The sequence below is a fragment of the Planococcus sp. CPCC 101016 genome, assembly GCF_007859295.1.
Classification (GTDB): Bacteria; Bacillota; Bacilli; order Bacillales_A; family Planococcaceae; genus Planococcus.
This window is the reverse complement of record NZ_VOHB01000003.1, coordinates 1-19166: the sequence shown is the minus strand read 5'-3', so window position 1 is coordinate 19166 and position 19166 is coordinate 1. Positions and strand designations below refer to the sequence as shown.

Annotated in this window: 14 protein-coding genes, 1 rRNA gene and 2 riboswitches; all 15 genes read left to right on the top strand. The window is 44.0% G+C overall.

Going from position 1 to position 19166, the window contains the following annotated elements:
• Positions 1–4 precede the first annotated feature (4 nt).
• The gene (locus tag FQV26_RS12215; protein WP_146557827.1) at positions 5–1372 is read left to right on the top strand and encodes an FAD-binding oxidoreductase; all 1368 of its coding nucleotides are present in this window, start codon (positions 5–7) and stop codon (positions 1370–1372) included.
• A gap of 128 nt (positions 1373–1500) precedes the next feature.
• A complete protein-coding gene (locus tag FQV26_RS12210; RefSeq protein WP_146557826.1) occupies positions 1501–2520 on the top strand; it encodes a TRAP transporter substrate-binding protein in 1020 nt (339 codons plus the stop codon).
• A 65-nt stretch (positions 2521–2585) separates the two neighbouring features.
• Positions 2586–3056, top strand: a complete 471-nt coding sequence (locus tag FQV26_RS12205) for a TRAP transporter small permease (protein ID WP_146557825.1) — start codon at positions 2586–2588, stop codon at positions 3054–3056.
• Positions 3057–3058: 2 nt separating this feature from the next.
• On the top strand, positions 3059–4327 hold the full coding sequence (locus tag FQV26_RS12200; RefSeq protein ID WP_146557824.1) for a TRAP transporter large permease: 1269 nt from the start codon (positions 3059–3061) through the stop codon (positions 4325–4327).
• A gap of 18 nt (positions 4328–4345) precedes the next feature.
• Positions 4346–5419, top strand: coding sequence for a tartrate dehydrogenase (locus FQV26_RS12195; RefSeq protein ID WP_146557823.1), 1074 nt, complete (start codon positions 4346–4348; stop codon positions 5417–5419).
• 12 nt (positions 5420–5431) lie between these two features.
• Positions 5432–6187 carry an SDR family NAD(P)-dependent oxidoreductase gene (locus FQV26_RS12190; protein WP_146557822.1) on the top strand — a complete coding sequence of 252 codons (756 nt, stop codon included), beginning with the start codon at positions 5432–5434 and terminating at the stop codon, positions 6185–6187.
• Between the two features lie 19 nt (positions 6188–6206).
• On the top strand, positions 6207–7649 hold the full coding sequence (locus FQV26_RS12185; RefSeq protein WP_146557821.1) for an aldehyde dehydrogenase family protein: 1443 nt from the start codon (positions 6207–6209) through the stop codon (positions 7647–7649).
• 559 nt (positions 7650–8208) lie between these two features.
• Positions 8209–9678 (top strand): nicotinate phosphoribosyltransferase, encoded by a 1470-nt coding sequence (locus FQV26_RS12180; RefSeq protein ID WP_146557820.1) that lies wholly within the window; start codon positions 8209–8211, stop codon positions 9676–9678.
• A 12-nt stretch (positions 9679–9690) separates the two neighbouring features.
• Complete coding sequence (gene nadE / locus FQV26_RS12175) at positions 9691–10518, top strand: ammonia-dependent NAD(+) synthetase (protein WP_146557819.1); 828 nt, start codon at positions 9691–9693, stop codon at positions 10516–10518.
• A gap of 165 nt (positions 10519–10683) precedes the next feature.
• The gene (locus FQV26_RS12170) at positions 10684–11634 is read left to right on the top strand and encodes an AAA family ATPase (RefSeq protein WP_146557818.1); all 951 of its coding nucleotides are present in this window, start codon (positions 10684–10686) and stop codon (positions 11632–11634) included.
• Positions 11631–12845: a DUF58 domain-containing protein gene (locus FQV26_RS12165; RefSeq protein ID WP_146557817.1), complete on the top strand. Its 1215-nt coding sequence runs from the start codon at positions 11631–11633 to the stop codon at positions 12843–12845. The genes FQV26_RS12170 and FQV26_RS12165 overlap by 4 nt, the downstream gene beginning before the upstream one ends.
• Positions 12842–15025 carry a transglutaminase domain-containing protein gene (locus FQV26_RS12160; protein WP_146557816.1) on the top strand — a complete coding sequence of 728 codons (2184 nt, stop codon included), beginning with the start codon at positions 12842–12844 and terminating at the stop codon, positions 15023–15025. The genes FQV26_RS12165 and FQV26_RS12160 overlap by 4 nt, the downstream gene beginning before the upstream one ends.
• A gap of 32 nt (positions 15026–15057) precedes the next feature.
• Positions 15058–15159, top strand: a riboswitch (purine riboswitch).
• Between the two features lie 125 nt (positions 15160–15284).
• Positions 15285–16823, top strand: coding sequence for a glutamine-hydrolyzing GMP synthase (guaA, locus tag FQV26_RS12155; RefSeq protein ID WP_146558205.1), 1539 nt, complete (start codon positions 15285–15287; stop codon positions 16821–16823).
• A 120-nt stretch (positions 16824–16943) separates the two neighbouring features.
• Positions 16944–17045: riboswitch (purine riboswitch) on the top strand.
• A gap of 116 nt (positions 17046–17161) precedes the next feature.
• Positions 17162–18499 carry an NCS2 family permease gene (locus FQV26_RS12150; protein WP_146557815.1) on the top strand — a complete coding sequence of 446 codons (1338 nt, stop codon included), beginning with the start codon at positions 17162–17164 and terminating at the stop codon, positions 18497–18499.
• A gap of 544 nt (positions 18500–19043) precedes the next feature.
• Positions 19044–19166 (top strand): 16S ribosomal RNA (locus tag FQV26_RS12145); the annotation flags it as partial.

Here is a 19166-nt window from a genome sequence, read left to right as displayed (position 1 = left end):
TGCTATGAGCTATTTTGATGAACTAGCAAGCTTGCTGCCGACTGATCGTTATTCAACAAACCCGGTGGTCCTGGATCAGCACAGCAAGGATGAATCTTATCACAAACCTGCCTTTCCGGATGCAGTTGTTTTTCCACTGAACGCTGAAGAGGTCAGCAGCATTATGAAAATCGCCGAAAAACACAAAGTCCCTATTATTCCTTTTGGTCTTGGTACCAGTCTAGAAGGACATGTGATTCCTTACAACGGCGGTATTTCCATCGATTTCTCCTTGATGGACCAAGTGCTTGAAGTAATGCCTGGCGACTTTTTAGTCAAAGTACAGCCTGGTGTCACCCGCTCCAAGCTGAATCAGGAATTGAAGAAACACGGTTTGTTTTTCTCGGTGGATCCGGGAGCTGACGCAACGCTTGGCGGAATGGCAGCAACCAATGCCAGTGGCACTACTTCTGTGCGTTATGGCGTCATGCGTGACCAAGTGCGTGATATGGAAGTGGTTTTAGCGAATGGAGAAATTATTCATACGGGAAGCTTAGCGGTCAAATCATCTTCCGGCTATAATTTGAACGGTTTGTTCGTCGGCTCTGAAGGAACATTGGGAGCTTTTACTGAACTGACTTTAAAAGTTTATGGAATTCCGGAAATGATTGTAGCTGGAAGGGCTACATTTGAAACCATCGACCAGGCAGTGGAAGCGGTGGTCGGCGTTTTATCGGCCGGCATTCAAGTCGCCCGCATCGAACTGGTTGATGCGCAATCGATTGCCCAGGTAAACAGCTACAGCAAAACAGATTATGCGGAAGTGCCCACTTTGTTCCTTGAATTTCACGGCAACGAAGCAGGGTTAATGCAGGATGTTGATTTTGCTAAAGAGATTTTGTTGGATAGCGGCTGTTCGGAATTTAAATTTGAACAGGATTCGCTTGCGCGTAACTTATTGTGGGATGCACGCCACAATTTAGCCTATGCAGCTATGCGGGCTAATCCAGGGAAAAAATTGATGGTGACAGATGTCTGCCTTCCGATCTCTGAATTGGCTGGTGGAATCGAAGGCGCAATAAAGGCATTGCCGGAATACGGGTTGATTGGTGGAATTGTCGGCCATGTCGGAGATGGCAATTACCACGTGCTGCTGATGATTGATGTTGAAGATGCCGAGGAAATGGCGAGAGCGGAAAAGTTCAATCAGCATATTGTTGAATATGCGCTGGCCCGCGGTGGTTCCTGCACCGGTGAACATGGCGTCGGAATCGGAAAAATGAAATATCAGCCACTTGAACATGGCAATTCTTTAGTAGTTATGCAAGCGCTTAAAAAGACCTTAGATCCGCATAATTTATTGAATCCAGGGAAATTGTTCCAATTGACATAAAAAGCCTACAGATTTGATTTCCATGGAGGCAAGTCAGGCAAACCAAACTTTTACGGCTAGTTGCGTTCTCGCTGAATAAGTGGGGATATACTGGGCGCTGAAGCAGAATAAAAAAGGGGGAAAAGAAGATGGTAAAGAAAAAATTCGGATTTGTTTCAGTTATGCTAGCAAGTGTTTTGGGCTTAACAGCTTGTGGAGGTTCTGACAGTGGTTCATCAACAGGAGGAGAAGGAGAAGGATCAGGAGAAACTTATGTCCTGCAGGCCGGCCATTCATTGCCGGATGATCATCCTTACCACCTTGGATTTCTGGAAATGGCAGAAGCTGTAGAAGAACGGACAGATGGTCAAGTGACAATTGAAGTTTTTGCAAATAGTGAAATTGGAGCAGAACGTGAATTGACAGAAGGTATGGGACTTGGCACTGTCGATTTGGTCGTTTCATCAACAGCACCGGTTACCAACTTTGTGCCGGAATTAGGCGTGTTGGACGTACCGTTCCTATTCCAGGATCGTGAATCGGCTGTGGAAATTTTAGAAGGCGATATCGGTGACGAGCTATTCGCGAAGATGGAAGAAAACGGAATCATCGGTTTGTCGTGGGGAGAAAATGGCTACCGCCATATTACGAATGCCGTTCGTCCGATTGAAGCTCCTGAAGATCTGCAAGGTTTGAAAATCAGAACACAGGAAAACGAAATTCATTTAGCTGCTTTTGAAGCATTAGGTGCACAGCCTACTCCAATGGCTTGGACTGAAGCAATCACTGCATTGCAGCAAGGAGTAGTCGATGCTCAGGAAAATCCGGCAATCGTTGCAGATCAGTTCAGTTTATATGATGCGAACCAGAAATACATGAGTTTGACAGGCCATGTTTATTCTGTAGCCATTTATATGATGAGCCAGCAGACTTACGATGAATTGCCGGAAGAATTGCGTGACATCGTTGTCGAAGAAGGACAAAAAGCAGGAGCGAGAGAACGTGATTTGATTGTTGAAATGGAACAGGAGTCGCTTCAAACTCTAAAGGATAACGGTATGGAAATCATAGAAGACATTGATACTGCACCTTTCCAGGAAGCAGTGCAGCCAGTTTATGAAACAATCGAACACCAGGATCTATTGAACGAAATTCTGGATGCCCAGTAAACGAACAATAAGTTAATTCAAAAAGAGAGAATCCTTTCTCTCTTTTTTATATCGGAGGCAAGACGATGGATAAATTAATTGGGTATATGAATTTTGGCATCAAGCATGTATTGAATCTTCTTATGGCATTACTGGTCACCGTCGTTTTTCTCCAGGTGATTTTTCGGTTTATCTTGAACTCACCTCTTGCATGGACTGAGGAGTTGGCGCGATATAGCTTGATCTGGCTGACATTTCTAGGTGCAGCTTACGCAATGTCCTTGAAGGCGCATATCGGAATGGAGTTTTTTGTGAATTTGTTCGGCGTTTCCATCCGTAAGATTCTCTATATCATTGCGACATTTGCCAGCTTGATTTTTTTCTTATTGATGGTGATTGAAGGCTATGACTTGGCCATGCAAGGGATGTCCCAAACATCGCCTGTGCTGCGGATTCCAATGGGAATGATTTATATGATAATACCGGTAAGCGGTATAGTTTTAATCATTAATATGGCCTCGCAGTTTTCAAAAGACTTTAAAAGCGGGGGTGTCTGACGATGGCGTTGGTGCTGTTTATTTTATTAATGGCTTTGTTTTTAATTAATGTTCCGATCGCCGTAGCGCTTGGACTCGCTTCGACTCTCGTATTCTTTCTCGATGGAAACGTTTCGTTAATCGTCATTATTCAACGGATGTTCAACTCTGTTGACTCGTTTCCGCTGATGGCGATTCCGTTTTTTATTCTTGCGGGTAAATTGATGGAGAGCGGCGGGATCTCGCGGCGTCTGATCCATTTAGCCAACGTCATTTTCGGCCGGGTCAAAGGCGGTCTGGGCATTGTATCAATTGTGGCATGCGCCTTCTTTGCGGCTATTTCAGGGTCTGCAGCTGCTACAACAGCTGCAGTCGGGGCTTTAATGATTCCTGCAATGGTCAATAAAGGCTACGACAAAAGTTTCGCTACTGCCATTCAAGCAGCTGGCGGAACCATCGGTATTATGATTCCGCCAAGTGTGCCTCTCGTACTATACGGTGTAGCGGCTGGTGTATCAGTCAGCGAATTGTTTATCGCAGGGATTGTTCCCGGTTTGTTTGTTATGGTTTCACTGATTTTGCTGGTGTACCTGATTTCATTGAAAGAGGGCTATGGCGGAGGAGAAAAATTTGGCTTCAAAGATTTCTTTAAGGCGTTTTTAGATGCATTTTTGGCTTTAATGATGCCAGTGATTATTCTTGGCGGTATTTACGGCGGAATTTTTACACCGACGGAAGCTGCAGTCGTAGCAGTTGTTTATGGCCTGTTTGTCGGGATTTTCATTTATCGCGAAATCAAGTTGGCGGATCTGGTCAAAATTTTCTCTTCTTCTGTTGTTGTAACGGCAGTCATTATGTTCATCATTGCAGGGGCTTCTGTATTCGGCTACTACTTGACGCGGCAGCGGATTCCGGCTGAGCTGACTGAATTGATGCTGAGTGTGACGAATAATTGGATTATTGCTTTATTGATCATCAACCTGCTGCTGCTGATCTGCGGTGTTTTCCTGGAAACATCTGCAGCAATCATCATCTTAACACCGATTCTTGTCCCGATTGCCAGTGCGCTTGGCATCGATCTCGTGCATTTCGGCATTATCATGATCGTCAATCTCGGAATCGGATTCATTACGCCGCCGGTGGGAGTCAATTTATTCGTAGCCGCCAATATTGCGGGGACGAAGTTTGAAAGTCTGTTGAAAGCGATTGTTCCGTTTGTGCTGATTATGATAGTAGATGTACTCATTATTTCGTTTATCCCAGGAATCAGTTTATTCCTTCTTGGAGACTAAGAAATCGGAGGAAAGTTCATGCCAGCTTATAAAATAGCGGTCCTTCCCGGAGACGGGATTGGACCGGATGTTACAAAAGAAGCGATTAAAGTGCTAGAAGCCTTAAAACAGACAGATGCTAGTTTTGATATTGATTTTAAACAGTTTGAATGGGGCAGTGAGTTCTATTTGGCGCATGGCCATATCATGCCTGAGGACGGATTGGATCAACTGAAGGATTTTGATGCGATTCTGTTTGGTGCCGTTGGAGACAAGCGTGTGCCGGATGAAGTCACTATTTGGGAATTGATTATGCCGATTCGTAAAAATTTTCAGCAATACGTTAATATGCGGCCAATCAGGCGTTTGTCGGGAATTGAGTCTCCCTTAAAAAATGAGCAGCCCATCGATTTTATGGTATTCCGGGAAAACGCAGAAGGCGAGTATTCCAATATCGGCGGCCGGCTTTATCAGCAGCACTCGCAAGAGATGGCTATTCAAAACACAGTCATCACCAAACAGGGCGTGGAAAGAATTGCCAAATACGCATTCGAATATGCAAGAAAAAATAATAAATCCAAGGTGACCAGTGCGACCAAATCCAATGCTATTATCCATTCGATGAAACTATGGGATGAAGTAGTCGAGTCCGTGGCGAAAGACTATGCTGATATCGAACTCGAAAGTAATTTCATTGATGCTTTGGCTGCATACTTTGTGATGCGTCCGGAATCATTCGAAGTAGTAGTCGCTTCAAACCTGTTCGGAGATATTTTAACAGATCTTGGAGCCGCTTTAGTTGGAGGTCTAGGTGTTTCTCCATCGGGCAATATTAATCCTGAAGGCAACTTCCCTTCCATGTTCGAAGCCATTCACGGTTCAGCGCCGGACATTGCTGGAAAAGGAATTGCCAATCCAATTGCACAAATCTGGTCAGCCGCTTTGATGTTGGAGCACCTAGGAAGAACCGACCTGTCGACCGCCATAGTTGACGCGATTGAACAAGTGCTTCAAGAAGGAACAGTGCTGACACCAGATCTAGGAGGCAATTCCACAACACAGGACGTGGGAACAGCAATTGCAGAAAAGGTTCAACAGCTGGTATCAAAATAGGGGGAGAGTCAAATGAAGGTGGAGAACAAAGTAGCAATTGTTACAGGTGCAGGCGGTGGAATGGGAAAAGTGGTAGTGGAGCAATTTCTTGAACAAGGTGCAAAAGTGGCGGGTGTCGACATTCAAGTCGATGGCCTTGCTGAACTGGAAGCGCAATACCCAAATCAATTGCTCGTTATTCAAGGTAATTTAACAGATGAACAAAGCGTGGAAGATGCTGTCAAAAAAACTGTCGATACTTTTGGACAGGTTGATGTACTGGCAAACGTTGCCGGGATTGCCCAGGCAGCTACTGACATTGAAAAAGTATCTTTGAAAGACTGGGAACGCATTATGTCGATCAATTCGACTGCTGTTTTCTTAACTTCCCGTGCAGTTGTTCCATATATGAAGAAACAAAACAACGGATCCATCATCAATATAGCTTCTGTATCCGTGGATCGTCCACGTCCGGGATTGAATGCTTATATCGCTTCAAAAGGAGCAACGATTTCCTTAACGAAAGCGCTGGCGATTGAATTGGCTCCTTATAATATTCGGGTCAATGCGATCAACCCCGGCCCTGCTGATACTAAAATGCTGGGCGAATTCACTGCAGCCGGCAGTGATGAAGGGGCGGCAAAAGAGAATATATTCCGTAAAAGTGTACCGCTGGGTGAACTGATCACCCCCGAAGCGATCGCCAATTGTGTCTTGTACCTCAGCTCTGATTTAGCAAAAATGATGACGGGCAGCGTAGTGAATGTTGACGGAGGACGCGGAATTTAATTGAAGAGAGGTGAAAAAAGTGAAAAAACAGCAGATGTATATAAATGGGGAATGGATAGATAGTATCGGGCGGGACCGGTTTGAAACAAGAAATCCGGCAACCGGTGAAAGTTTGGCAGAGATTCCAAGAGGAAAAAAAGAAGATGTGGAGGCAGCAGTGCAAGCGGCTCGATCGACATTCGAATCGGAGGAATGGCAGTCGTTTCCGCCGATCGAAAGAGGGCGCATTCTACATAAAGTAGCAGATGCCTTGCGGACAGATGCGGAAGAAATTGCTTTATTGGAAACCTTAGATACGGGAAAACCACTGACACAGGCCCGCAAAGATGTCGAATCAGCAGCTCTTTACTTCGAATATTATGCCGGAATGGCCGATAAGATTTTTGGGGAAACCATACCGGTCCAGCCTGGAATTCTGGATTATACCCTGCGTGAGCCAATTGGTGTAACAGCTCACATAGTTCCGTGGAATTATCCGCTGCAAATTATTTCACGCTCTACAGCAGCAGCGATAGCAACGGGAAATACAGTCGTTGCGAAACCGGCGGAAGACACCCCGTTGACCGCTCTCAAATTAGCAGAGATTTTTGATCAAACTGCTTTGCCGAAAGGTGTCTTTAATGTCGTGACCGGTTATGGCTTTGAAGCAGGAGCCGCGATTTCAGAACACCCTGATGTGGACCATATTACATTTACGGGTTCTGTCCAAACCGGATCTGCAGTTATGATGGGAGCAGCTAAGAACGTTAAGCCGGTAACTTTGGAGCTTGGCGGCAAATCACCAAATATCATCTTTGAAGATTGCGATCAGGAGGAAGCGGTTGATTGGGTTGTGCGGTCCATCATTCAAAATGCAGGACAAACCTGTTCGGCGGGTTCGCGCTTGCTGGTCCAGCAATCGATTAAAGATGAGTTTCTGCAAAAAGTAGTTGTGAAGATGGAAGCCATCCAAATCGGAAAAGGAATAGATGATTCTGATTTAGGGCCGATTTTAAATGAAAAACAATTTTCGCGCATCATGGAATTCATGGATGTCGCCAATAAAGAAGGAGCTGTATTTTTAACGGGTGGCAAGCGCCAGGAAACAGAAGGACTCGAAAACGGCTATTTTTTCCAACCGACGGTTATAGATGGGCTGGCACCAAAAAGCTATGTGGCCCAGGAAGAAATTTTTGCACCAGTCATTGCCGCTTTTTCATTCGAAACGGAACAGCAGGCGATTGAATTGGCGAATGGTACAGAGTATGGACTGGTAACGGGCGTCTGGACAAAAGATGGAGCACGGGCTCATCGTGTGGCCAGTAAAATTCGAGCGGGTCAAGTTTTTATTAATAATTATGGGGCAGGTGGCGGTGTTCAGATGCCTTTTGGCGGGTACAAGAAAAGTGGATTTGGTCGGGAGAAAGGCCTTGAAGCTTTACGCAATTACACCATCTTGAAGAATGTCGCGCTTAAATATTAAATCCTGAAGAATTGGAAAAGGGATGCCCTCGACTAGAGGACATCCCTTTGTTTGTTTAAGGTAACTATAATTTGTTTTGACTCAATTTTTCAACCCATTTTACTGGGGAATCATTTCCATTGAAAGTGTTACTTTCAGTACCGCGGTCATTGTTCCACTGGGTGCTTTCTAACTTAAGCAACGTAAACCCTACCTTCTTTTACGTCCTTGCGATCCTTAAATCGCGCCAGTGTGAATAAGTATTCTCAAAAACATTATTGTAGAATGCCAGATTATCAAAATTTACCAGTTACCTTTATGTTAACCAAATAAGTATCTCACAATCTTTAATAAATGTCAAAAGATAAATGAAAACGATAGATTGTACTATTTGTTTTTCTGAAACTGCAAAGTAATTTTATTGAATTTGACAGTGTGGTTTTAACGCACGAAGTAAAAGCATTGTTGAATGAATCATTATTTCATGCATTCGACCTAGCTCAAATGGCTTTTATTTTTTGTCTTCCCTTTATTGGTGTATAATTGTAGGCATTACTGATGGTGGAAGAAGGAGACTCTTATGGATAAGCATTATGCGGATGACAGTTTAGCACTACATACGGATTTATATCAAATCAACATGTCGGAAGCTTATTGGGCAGATGGCATGCACGAACGGAAAGCGGTATTTGAATTGTTTTTCCGGAAATTGCCATTTGGCAACGGATATGCCCTTTTTGCTGGATTGGAACGTATTTTGGACTACTTGAAAAACTTCAAATTTACGGACAGTGATTTGGCATATCTTCAGGAAGAGCTCGGCTATAAGGAAGATTTCATAGAATATTTGCGGACTGTCCGATTTACAGGGGACGTCTATTCGGTAGTGGAAGGTGAATTGGTATTCCAAAACGAAGCATTGATTCGTGTCGAGGCGCCTCTTGTAGAAGCGCAATTAATCGAAACCGCCCTTTTAAATATCGTCAATTACCAGACGCTGATTGCGACGAAAGCCAGCCGCATTAAGCAAATTGTCAAAAACGAACGAGTCATGGAATTTGGAACAAGACGGGCTCAAGAAATGGATGCCGCAATCTGGGGGACGCGAGCAGCTTATATTGGCGGACTTGAAGCGACAAGCAACGCGCGTGCAGGAAAGAAATTTGGTATTCCGGTTGCAGGTACGCATGCTCATTCAATGGTACAGGCTTATAAGGACGAATACGAAGCGTTTCATGCATACGCTAAACGTCATAAAGACTGCGTCTTTTTAGTAGATACATACGATACCTTAAAGTCAGGACTGCCTATTGCTATAAAAGTGGCACAGGAATTGGGTGATCAAATTAATTTTCACGGAATCCGTCTGGATAGTGGAGATATTGCATTCTTGTCGAAAGAGGCACGCAAAATGCTGGATGCAGCAGGCTTTCCGGAAGCGGAAGTAGTGGTATCAAATGATTTGGACGAATACACGATTTTGAACTTAAAAGCTCAGGGTGCCCGGGTTGATTCATGGGGGATCGGTACGAAGCTGATCACTGCTTACGATCAGCCTGCATTGGGGGCGGTTTATAAATTGGTAGCCATTGAAAATGAAAATGGCGAAATGGAAGATACCATCAAAATTTCGGGAAATGCAGAAAAAGTCACCACTCCAGGATTAAAGAACGTTTACCGGATCATAGATAGGGAAAATGGGAAATCAGAAGGTGATTATATTGCCATGCATGATGAAGACCCCGCTTCGCAGGAACGCTTGAAAATGTTCCATCCGGTTCATACGTTTGTATCTAAATTCGTAACGAATTTCGAAGCAGTCAATATCCATCAAAAAGTCGTTGATAACGGCCAGGTGATTTATGAAAATCCAAGTTTGCAGGAAATGCAGGCTTATGCAATCCGAAATATGGATTTGCTGTGGGATGAATACAAACGTTCATTAAATCCTGAAGAATATCCGGTGGATCTCAGTCAAAAATGCTGGGACAACAAAATGAAGAACATTCAAGAAGTACGGCAGGCGGTTCATGAATATATCGGAGACTAGGGAGGAATTCTTATGACTACTTTACAACAGCAAATTATTAAAGAACTGAAGGTGCAGCCTTCTATTGAGCCAAAAGAAGAAATTGAACGGACGGTTGCCTTTCTAAAGGAATATTTAAAGCATCATTCCTTTTTAAAAGGCTATGTATTGGGAATTTCAGGCGGGCAGGATTCTACATTGCTCGGCAAGATGGCTCAAATGGCAGTCGACCAATTAAATGAAGAATCAGGTGGCAATGAGTATGGCTTTTATGCGATACGCTTGCCTTATGGCGTTCAGTTTGATGAACATGATGCCAAAGATGCCTTGGATTTTATTCAACCGACTAAAATTTATACTATTAATATAAAAGAAGCAGTGGACGCAAGTGACCGTGCTTTAGAACAAGCTGGCATCGAGTTGACCGATTTCGCAAAAGGAAACGAAAAGGCGCGTGAGCGGATGAAGGCCCAGTACTCGGTCGCGGCCATGCACAATGCTGTCGTATTGGGAACCGATCATGCAGCAGAAGCCATTACAGGATTTTATACAAAATTCGGCGATGGAGCAGCAGATTTGACGCCGCTATTCCGTTTGAACAAACGCCAAGGACGAGCTATGTTGAAGGAACTTGGTTCTCCTGAACATCTATATACAAAAATTCCGACTGCTGATTTGGAAGAAGATAAGCCCGCAATTCCTGATGAAGTGGCATTAGGAGTAACGTACGAAATGATTGATGATTACTTAGAAGGCAAAAAAATTCCTACGGATGCTCAAGAAAAGCTGGAAGGCCATTATTTGAAAACACAGCATAAGCGTCATTTGCCCATTACTGTTTTTGATGATTTTTGGAAATGATAAGCAAAAAAGTAGAGTTCCTTTAAGGACTCTGCTTTTTTTATTTTGGGAAAAAGGTCGGATGAAAAGAGCCGTGCAGTTGAGTTATTGCCTATTATTCGTTATGATTACGATAAGATTGTGATAATTCAAAACATTTTCTGATTCGTATTGGAGGAACTATAGATGAATGCAAAAGAACGATTGGAACAAGTGATCGACAATATTGAAAAAGTTATTATCGGCAAGCGCAATATTGCTGAGTTGAGCATAGTGGCGATGTTGTCTCATGGCCATGTCTTGCTTGAGGATGTTCCAGGTGTGGGGAAAACCATGTTGGTTCGTGCTTTAGCAAAATCAGTAGGTGCCGATTTTAAGCGCATCCAATTTACGCCTGATCTGCTGCCGTCGGATGTCGTCGGTGTCTCTATCTATAACCCGAAAGACATGGAATTTCATTTTCGACCCGGTCCGATTATGGGGAATATCATTTTAGCTGATGAAATCAATCGAACTTCCCCGAAAACCCAGTCTTCTCTTTTGGAAGCAATGGAAGAAGCCTCTGTAACAATTGATGGTGTCACGATGCAGATTCCCAAACCGTTCTTTGTCATGGCTACGCAAAATCCAATCGAGTATGAAGGAACATATCCTCTTCCTGAAGCACAGTTGGACCGCTTTTTATTAAAAATCAAAATGGGTTACCCAACGCCTAAAGAAGAAATGGAAGTGCTGAACCGGGCGCGGTCCGCAGCTCCAATCGAAGAATTGACTTCGGTGATATCCCTCAATGACCTACTGGAACTTCAGGAGCAAGTAAAAACGATTAAAGTAGATGAAACAATCCGCAGCTATATTGTCGATTTATCAAGACAGACCCGTCAAGATTCTTATGTCTATCTGGGAGTCAGTCCGCGCGGATCCATCGCATTGATGAAAGCTTCGCAAGCTTATGCTTTATTGAAAGGACGGGATTACGTAACGCCGGATGATGTACAATATTTGGCGAAGTTCGTGTTTGGCCATCGCATCATGCTCCGTTCAGAAGCTCGTTATGATGGAATCACCGCGGAAGAAATTACGGAACGAATATTAGCGAAAACCCGTGTGCCTGTTCAAAGGCTTGTTGGCCAATGAGCCAACTGAAAAAAATTACAGGCTTGTGGGGACGGCTTATCCTCGTGCTTTTCATCCTTTTCTTGACCTTTTCCTTTGCCATGTTCCAGGGTGGATTTGTCAGCTGGTTTATTTTCTACATGTCTCTTCCGTTTATCCTTTATTCCGTGCTGTTGACTTTTTATCCCTTACAGGATGTCGAAGCTACAAGAGAAGTTCATACAGGACAGGTTAGAAAAGGCGGAAGCTTTTCAGCTACAGCTACGATTTACCGCAAAATTCCCTTTCCATTGCTCTATACGGTATTGAGTGAGCAAACCAATTCTCCTTCACTGATTAAAAGAATGTCGGGACAGCAACAGAAAATGATTGTTCCGGGATTCCGAAAAGTTTATTCCTGGACCTATGCTGTTGATCAAATGCCTAGGGGTGAGCATGTAATGGAAGGGATTCATATGGAAATTGCAGATTTTTTCGGGTGGGTAAAAAAAAGCCGATTGCTGCCAGTTCAACAGACTATCCTGGTTTATCCGAATACTGTGGAAATTGCTTATCGGCCGATGGAATCACGTTATGACCAAGGATCGATGGCGGCTCCTTTTACTTTGGTGAAAGACACGACGATGGCCAGCGGCATCCGCGATTATCAGCCGGGAGATCGTGTATCCTGGATTCATTGGAAATCTTATGCGCGCACTCAGACTTTGCGGACGAAAGAATTTGAAGATCGTCAGTCTCAAGAGCTTTTCTTACTAGATGACCGAAGAAGTTCTGAGAAGTTTGAACTTCAGGTAGAGTTGGTGGCTTCTATTCTGCAATCCATTGTACGCGCCAATTCCAGCCTTGCTTATTTGTCAGTCGGACAAAATCGCAATTATTTCCCGTTGGTCCAAACCGAAGAGCATTTGCAGCGGGTGATGTATCATTTAGCGAAAGTGCAGAGCGATTTGGACAAACCGGTCGATCAAGCCATTGGCCGTGAGCTTCAGCAGATGAACACTTCGAGTTTGCTGTATGTAACGAGTCAATTGTCTATGGACATGGTCCATGCCATTCGGCGGAATGCAAAAAATCTTACCAATTGCATGTGTTTAGTTGTTAGCAATAAGGGCGAACCTCTGCTTAAGGAAGATGAAGCAGTTCATCAATATGCGCGATCGAAAGGCTTTATAGTAAAGCGTGTAAGCCCAGAGAATTTTTCAACAGTATTTACGGAGGTGAACCGGCAATGACTTCCATAAGAAAAAACAAACTATTTATGGCTGTTTTGTATGTGCTGGTTTTCTTTATGCTGGCTGAATGGCTGACCCCGGTTATTGTGCTGACCGAAACAGGGCATAAAGCACTCTTTTTGATTTTTATTGCGGTCGGTTTATTGATGGCTTTCTTAAGGGTGCCCTGGTGGTTTTCCGGGCCTATAAAAATTCTTTATATTTTATGGTTCATTGTTTATGTCTATACAGGCAACCTGCTTTTCACAGGGGAAGCGATTTCATTTCTGCGGAACGATTTTGGCATGAATTTCTCAGCCTTAACCACTCAAAACTGGGCACAAACCACTGACGTTTTTCGGACCGTGCTGTTTTTCATCTTGTTGTGGATGGCTATTTATTTGATCCATTACTGGGTAAGTTTCCGGTTGAGCATCTTTTTATTTTATTTATTGACTGTCGTTTTTATTGCAGTTCTTGATACATTCAGTCCGTATTCGGGAGAAACAGCCATTATCCGGATTATGGTCATTGGCCTGCTGCTCGCTGGTTTGCTGCATTTAGCCCGGTGGATGGAAGGGCATCGCATATTGGAGCGGACGGATAAAATGGCCATGTTTGCGGTGCCGCTTGTTTTGCTGGTCGCTGTTTCAACCGCGATAGCGCTATATTTACCGAAAGCAGAACCGATTTGGCCGGATCCTGTTCCATTTATCACTTCTTTCTCTGGACAGGGTGGTGTCGGCAGTGGAGGAAATGTTGGAAGAATCGGCTATGGAGTAGATGATTCGAGGTTGGGCGGTTCCTTTATTGGTGACGATACACCTGTTTTCCGCGCAGAAGTGCCAGAGGGTCAATATTGGAAAGTCGAATCAAAAGATATTTATACCACCAAGGGGTGGGAATTGACGGAGAACTTGGGCGATTCGATTGTGTATGGCAACAACGAAACGGTTGATACAGATTTTATTTCTGCTGAAGAAGAGTTGGAAACAGCGTTGTTGTCAATGGAGCAGGATTTCCCGTTTGTGCTTTATCCGTATGGAACAAAATCGTTTTCCATGGACGAGTCGCCTAACTACCAATACAATACAGCAGATCAGCGTTTTGAAACGTATCAAAATGGACAGGAATTCGAACCTGAAACTTATGAAATCTTCTTCAATGAGCCGAGTTATAGTTTGACGGCTTTACGGGAAACGAGCGAGGAGGATCTTGCTGAGCTTTCCTCAGAGTATGACCGCTTTTTGCAATTGCCGGAAGAGCTGCCGCAGCGTGTCAGGGATTTAGCTGTTGAAATTACTAACAACAGCGATACAGTCTATGACAAAACGCGTGCCATTGAACGGTATTTCAGTACATCCGGATTTGAATACAGCCAATCTGATATTCCTGTTCCTGAAGCTGACCAAGATTATGTCGATCAGTTTTTGTTCGAAACCAAAAGAGGATATTGCGATAATTTTTCAACGGCTATGGTGGTCATGCTTCGTTCTCTTGATATTCCCGCTCGCTGGGTAAAGGGATTTAACGAAGGAGAGCTGATCAATTCGGAAGGAGACACCGATATTTATCAGGTGACTAATAATAACGCCCATTCTTGGGTTGAAGCTTATATGCCTGGAGTCGGTTGGATGCTGTTCGAACCGACGATCGGCTTTACTGGAGCTTCGTCCATCGATTTCGACTTGGAGCTGGATGCAGCTGATCCGGAACAACCAGATCAACTGGAACAACCGATAGCAGAAGAACCGGAAGATACAGGCGAAGAAGAAGCAGCTGTGGCTTCTGGTCCTTCTTTCTGGGATCGCTTTTCTGATTTCATTGCAGCTAATCGCTGGAAACTGATCTGGGCCATGGTGGGCGGGGCGATTCTGGCGGCCGTTCTCTTTAAAATTCGCCATAGGTGGATGCCAAAATTGTTGGTTTCCTATTACCGAATGCGTGGAGGCGGAACGGAGCGCTTTGAAAAAGCATACCTCCGTTTGTTAAAACAACTGGAATTGTACGGCATTTCCAGAAAGCCTGGGCAGACGTTGAAATCCTATGCCGCATACATCGATTCGTTTTTCGGCACACGAGAAATGTCGGAGTTGACAGAGGCCTACGAACGAACAGTATATGGCGGCGATGGTGAATCCGTTGACTGGCCTGAGTTGAGGGAAAGTTGGGAAAATTTAATCAATCGGACAAGCGGTTGATTTTACAGCTTTTAGCTTGTACAATTGAGAAAATTATAGATTACAGGTGCCCTCATATATGTCCGGTAATATGGATCGGATGTCTCTACCAAGTCCCCGGAAATGACTTGACTATGAAGGTGGATGACGCATGCTCTCAGACATGTGCATTCGCCTTTTTGATGTAGAGCAGAAGAACGCGAGGTCCAATTTTCGCGTTCTTTTGCTATTTTGAGACCTGAATTGAATAGAAGAGGTGAAGGTTTTGCCAGTTAGTCCAATGTTGAAAGAGCAGAAAAAAATCGTCGTTTTGGATTTCGGAAGTCAATACAATCAGTTGATCACTCGCCGCATTCGTGAAATCGGCGTTTACAGTGAGCTCCATCCACACACAGTCACTGCTGAAGAAATCAAAGATATGAATGCCACGGGGATCATCTTTTCAGGTGGTCCGAATTCTGTTTACGATAAAAACGCTTTTTCCATCGATGAGGCGATTTTTGAAATGGGCTTGCCGATTTTAGGGATTTGCTATGGCATGCAGCTGATGGCGTTGCACTTGAAAGGAAATGTGGAGAAATCCCAAAACCGCGAGTACGGCAAAGCAGAGCTGAAACTGACCAAAGAAAGTAAAATTTTTAAAGACTTGCCCGAAGAACAGATCGTCTGGATGAGCCATGGCGATTTGGTTACTGCAGCACCTCCAGGGTTTGATGTTATCGGAACAAGTGCAGGCTGCCCGATCGCTTCGATGGCTGACGAAAGCCGAGGATTTTATGGCGTTCAGTTTCACCCGGAAGTCCGCCACTCCATTTACGGGAATGACCTGTTGCGCAAGTTCGTCTATGACGTTTGCGGGATGAATGATGACTGGTCAATGGAAAACTACATCGAATTGGAAATTGAAAAAATCCGTGAAGAAGTCGGCGATAAAAAAGTGCTTTGCGCACTTAGCGGTGGAGTGGATTCATCAGTAGTCGCTGTCTTGATTCACAAAGCGATTGGTGATCAATTGACGTGTATGTTCGTAGACCATGGCCTTCTACGTAAAGGGGAAGCGGAAAGCGTCATGAAGACATTTGCTGACGGATTCAATATGAACGTCATCAAAATTGATGCGCGCGACCGTTTTATGAACAAATTAGCAGGCGTGACAGACCCAGAGAAAAAACGTAAAATCATCGGCAATGAATTCATCTACGTATTCGATGATGAAGCTTCAAAATTGGAAGGCATGGATTTCCTTGCACAAGGAACACTTTATACCGACATTATTGAAAGTGGTACGACAACTGCACAAACCATCAAATCCCACCACAACGTAGGCGGATTACCGGAAGATATGCAGTTTAAATTGATCGAGCCATTGAACACACTGTTCAAGGATGAAGTGCGCGTTCTTGGAAAAGAGCTTGGCATGCCGGATGAAATCGTTTGGCGCCAGCCATTCCCTGGTCCAGGCCTTGGCATTCGTATCATGGGAGCGGTCACGGAAGAAAAATTGGAAATCGTTCGTGAGTCTGACTGGATTCTGCGTGATGAAATCAGCAAAGCCGGCCTTGATCGTGACATTTGGCAGTACTTTACCGTCCTGCCGGATCTTCGCAGTGTTGGTGTAATGGGGGATGCCCGTACCTACGATTATGCGATCGGTATCCGTGCGGTCACTTCAATTGACGGGATGACTTCTGATTGGGCTCGTATTCCTTGGGAAGTCCTTGAAAAAATCAGTGTTCGACTGGTTAACGAAGTGGATCACATTAACCGTGTACTGTACGATATTACGAGCAAGCCACCAGCAACGATTGAGTGGGAGTAAATTTGAAGGTGTCAGCTGTTGCAGCTGACACCTTTGTCTTTTTTACGAACTTTTTTTGATTTTTTTAAACAAATGTTCGTGTTTAGTATTGTGGAATATATTTATACATGATATATTACGAAAGAAATTAAATAAGCTTGTCGTATAATGTCGGGGATATGGCCCGAAAGTTTCTACCGAGTCACCGTAAATGACTCGACTACGATTTTAGTCCGCTCACTTTTAGAGTAGGATGCCCTTCAATTTTCAATTGCTGGGATAAATCGAACGCATACGGCAATCCGCTGTATGCGTTTTTCTTTTGTAGAATTTATACGCTGGCATTCGGAGGAATTAGAATGAAGAAGTATTTTCAGTTTGAAGAACTGGGGACAAACTACCGTCGTGAATTTATCGGCGGCTTAACCACATTTTTGGCGATGGCGTATATTCTTGTCGTCAACCCGCTGACATTGACATTGGAATCCGTTCCGGATCTTGATGACGCATTGCGCATGGATTACGGAGCTGTCTTTATGGCAACCGCTCTTGCGGCAGCGATTGGTTGTCTAGTCATGGGAATCCTGGCGAAGTACCCGATTGCTCTTGCTCCGGGAATGGGATTGAACGCGTTCTTTGCATACACAGTTATTTTGACTTACGGAATTCCATGGGAAACTGCATTGACAGGTGTATTATTTTCCGGTCTTATTTTTATTCTTATTACATTAACAGGATTACGTGAGTTAATCATTAACGCAATTCCTGCCGAATTAAAATATGCGGTGGGTGCGGGAATCGGTCTTTATATTACCTTTATCGGTTTACAGAATGCAGGGATTATTGTCAGCAATCCAGATACGATGGTTGGCTTGGGTGATTTATCGAACGGCTCAGCATTATTGGCGATTTTTGGTTTAGTCGTTACGGTTATCTTCATAGTCCGTGGAATTCACGGCGGGATCTTTTTCGGAATTTTAATCGCAGCAGTTGTTGGGATGATCTTTAATGTAGTCGACTTGCCAAGTGCTGTCGTTGACTTGAATGTGCCGAGTATGGCGCCTACTTTTGGTGTAGCGCTTGAACCTATCTTCAATGACTTTGGTTCCTTGCTGAACATCCAGTTCCTAATAGTGGTCTTAACCTTTTTGTTTGTCGATTTCTTTGACACGGCAGGAACTTTGGTTGCTGTAGCTAACCAAGCAGGCTTGATGAAAGATAACAAATTGCCAAGAGCCGGCAAAGCGCTTTTGGCCGATTCGATCGCTACAGTAAGCGGAGCGATCTTCGGTACGTCGACGACGACTTCATACATTGAATCGACGTCTGGAGTTGCAGCAGGAGCTCGTTCCGGCTTTGCCGCTGTCGTCACCGGTCTGTTGTTCCTGTTATCCATTTTCTTTTATCCCTTGCTTGAAGTAATTACAAGCGCTGTGACAGCTCCGGCTTTAATCATCGTAGGTGTCCTGATGGTTTCGGCGCTTGGGAAGATAGATTGGACTAAATTTGAAATTGCAGTTCCGGCATTCTTGACGATGATTGCTATGCCGCTTGGCTATAGTATTGCAACAGGAATTGCAATTGGATTTATCTTTTATCCAATTACAATGGTCGCTTCAGGAAAAGCTAAGCAAGTTCATCCAATCATGTACGGCCTATTCGTAATTTTCATTTTGTATTTTATTTTCTTAGTGTAAATACAAAAGTCCGCCATTTTCTGGGCGGACTTTTTTCTGTAGCGTAAATTTCGACAGCAGAGTATATATAGAAGAAACTCCAAATGTTTTCGTTGGGCATAGAAAACTGTAAAAACAATTCCAAAGTTTGAAGCCGGCGTATGAAAATATACGCAGGGCTTTTTTACAAAGAAATTTCAAGTGTTGACCAAGGATGGGAGAGCTTTAAATATTAGGTGATGCCTTCAATGTAAAGAGGGGATTTCCTTTCAAATTTGTAACGCTTTTGTAATCTTTTTATTAAGAATTTTCTGTTATAATAAAGTTGTGAAAAAATCTACACCAAAGTGTTGACTCTATAATATGACCGTGTTATATTAATCAAGTCGCCAATGAGCGCGGTAAACAAACTGAACCTTGAAAACTGAACAGCAAAACGTCAACAAACAGCAACGGCCGCGCAAACGGCCCGCGCAAACCTACTGATCAGTGCAAACAGATCCAAGCGAATCGCGCGTCTTCGGACGGCGATACGCCAGCAAGTATTTGAGCAATCAACTACTCTATAATGGAGAGTTTGATCCTGGCTCAGGACGAACGCTGGCGGCGTGCCTAATACATGCAAGTCGAGCGGAACCCTTGGAGCTTGCTCCAAGAGTTTAGCGGCGGACGGGTGAGTAACACGTGG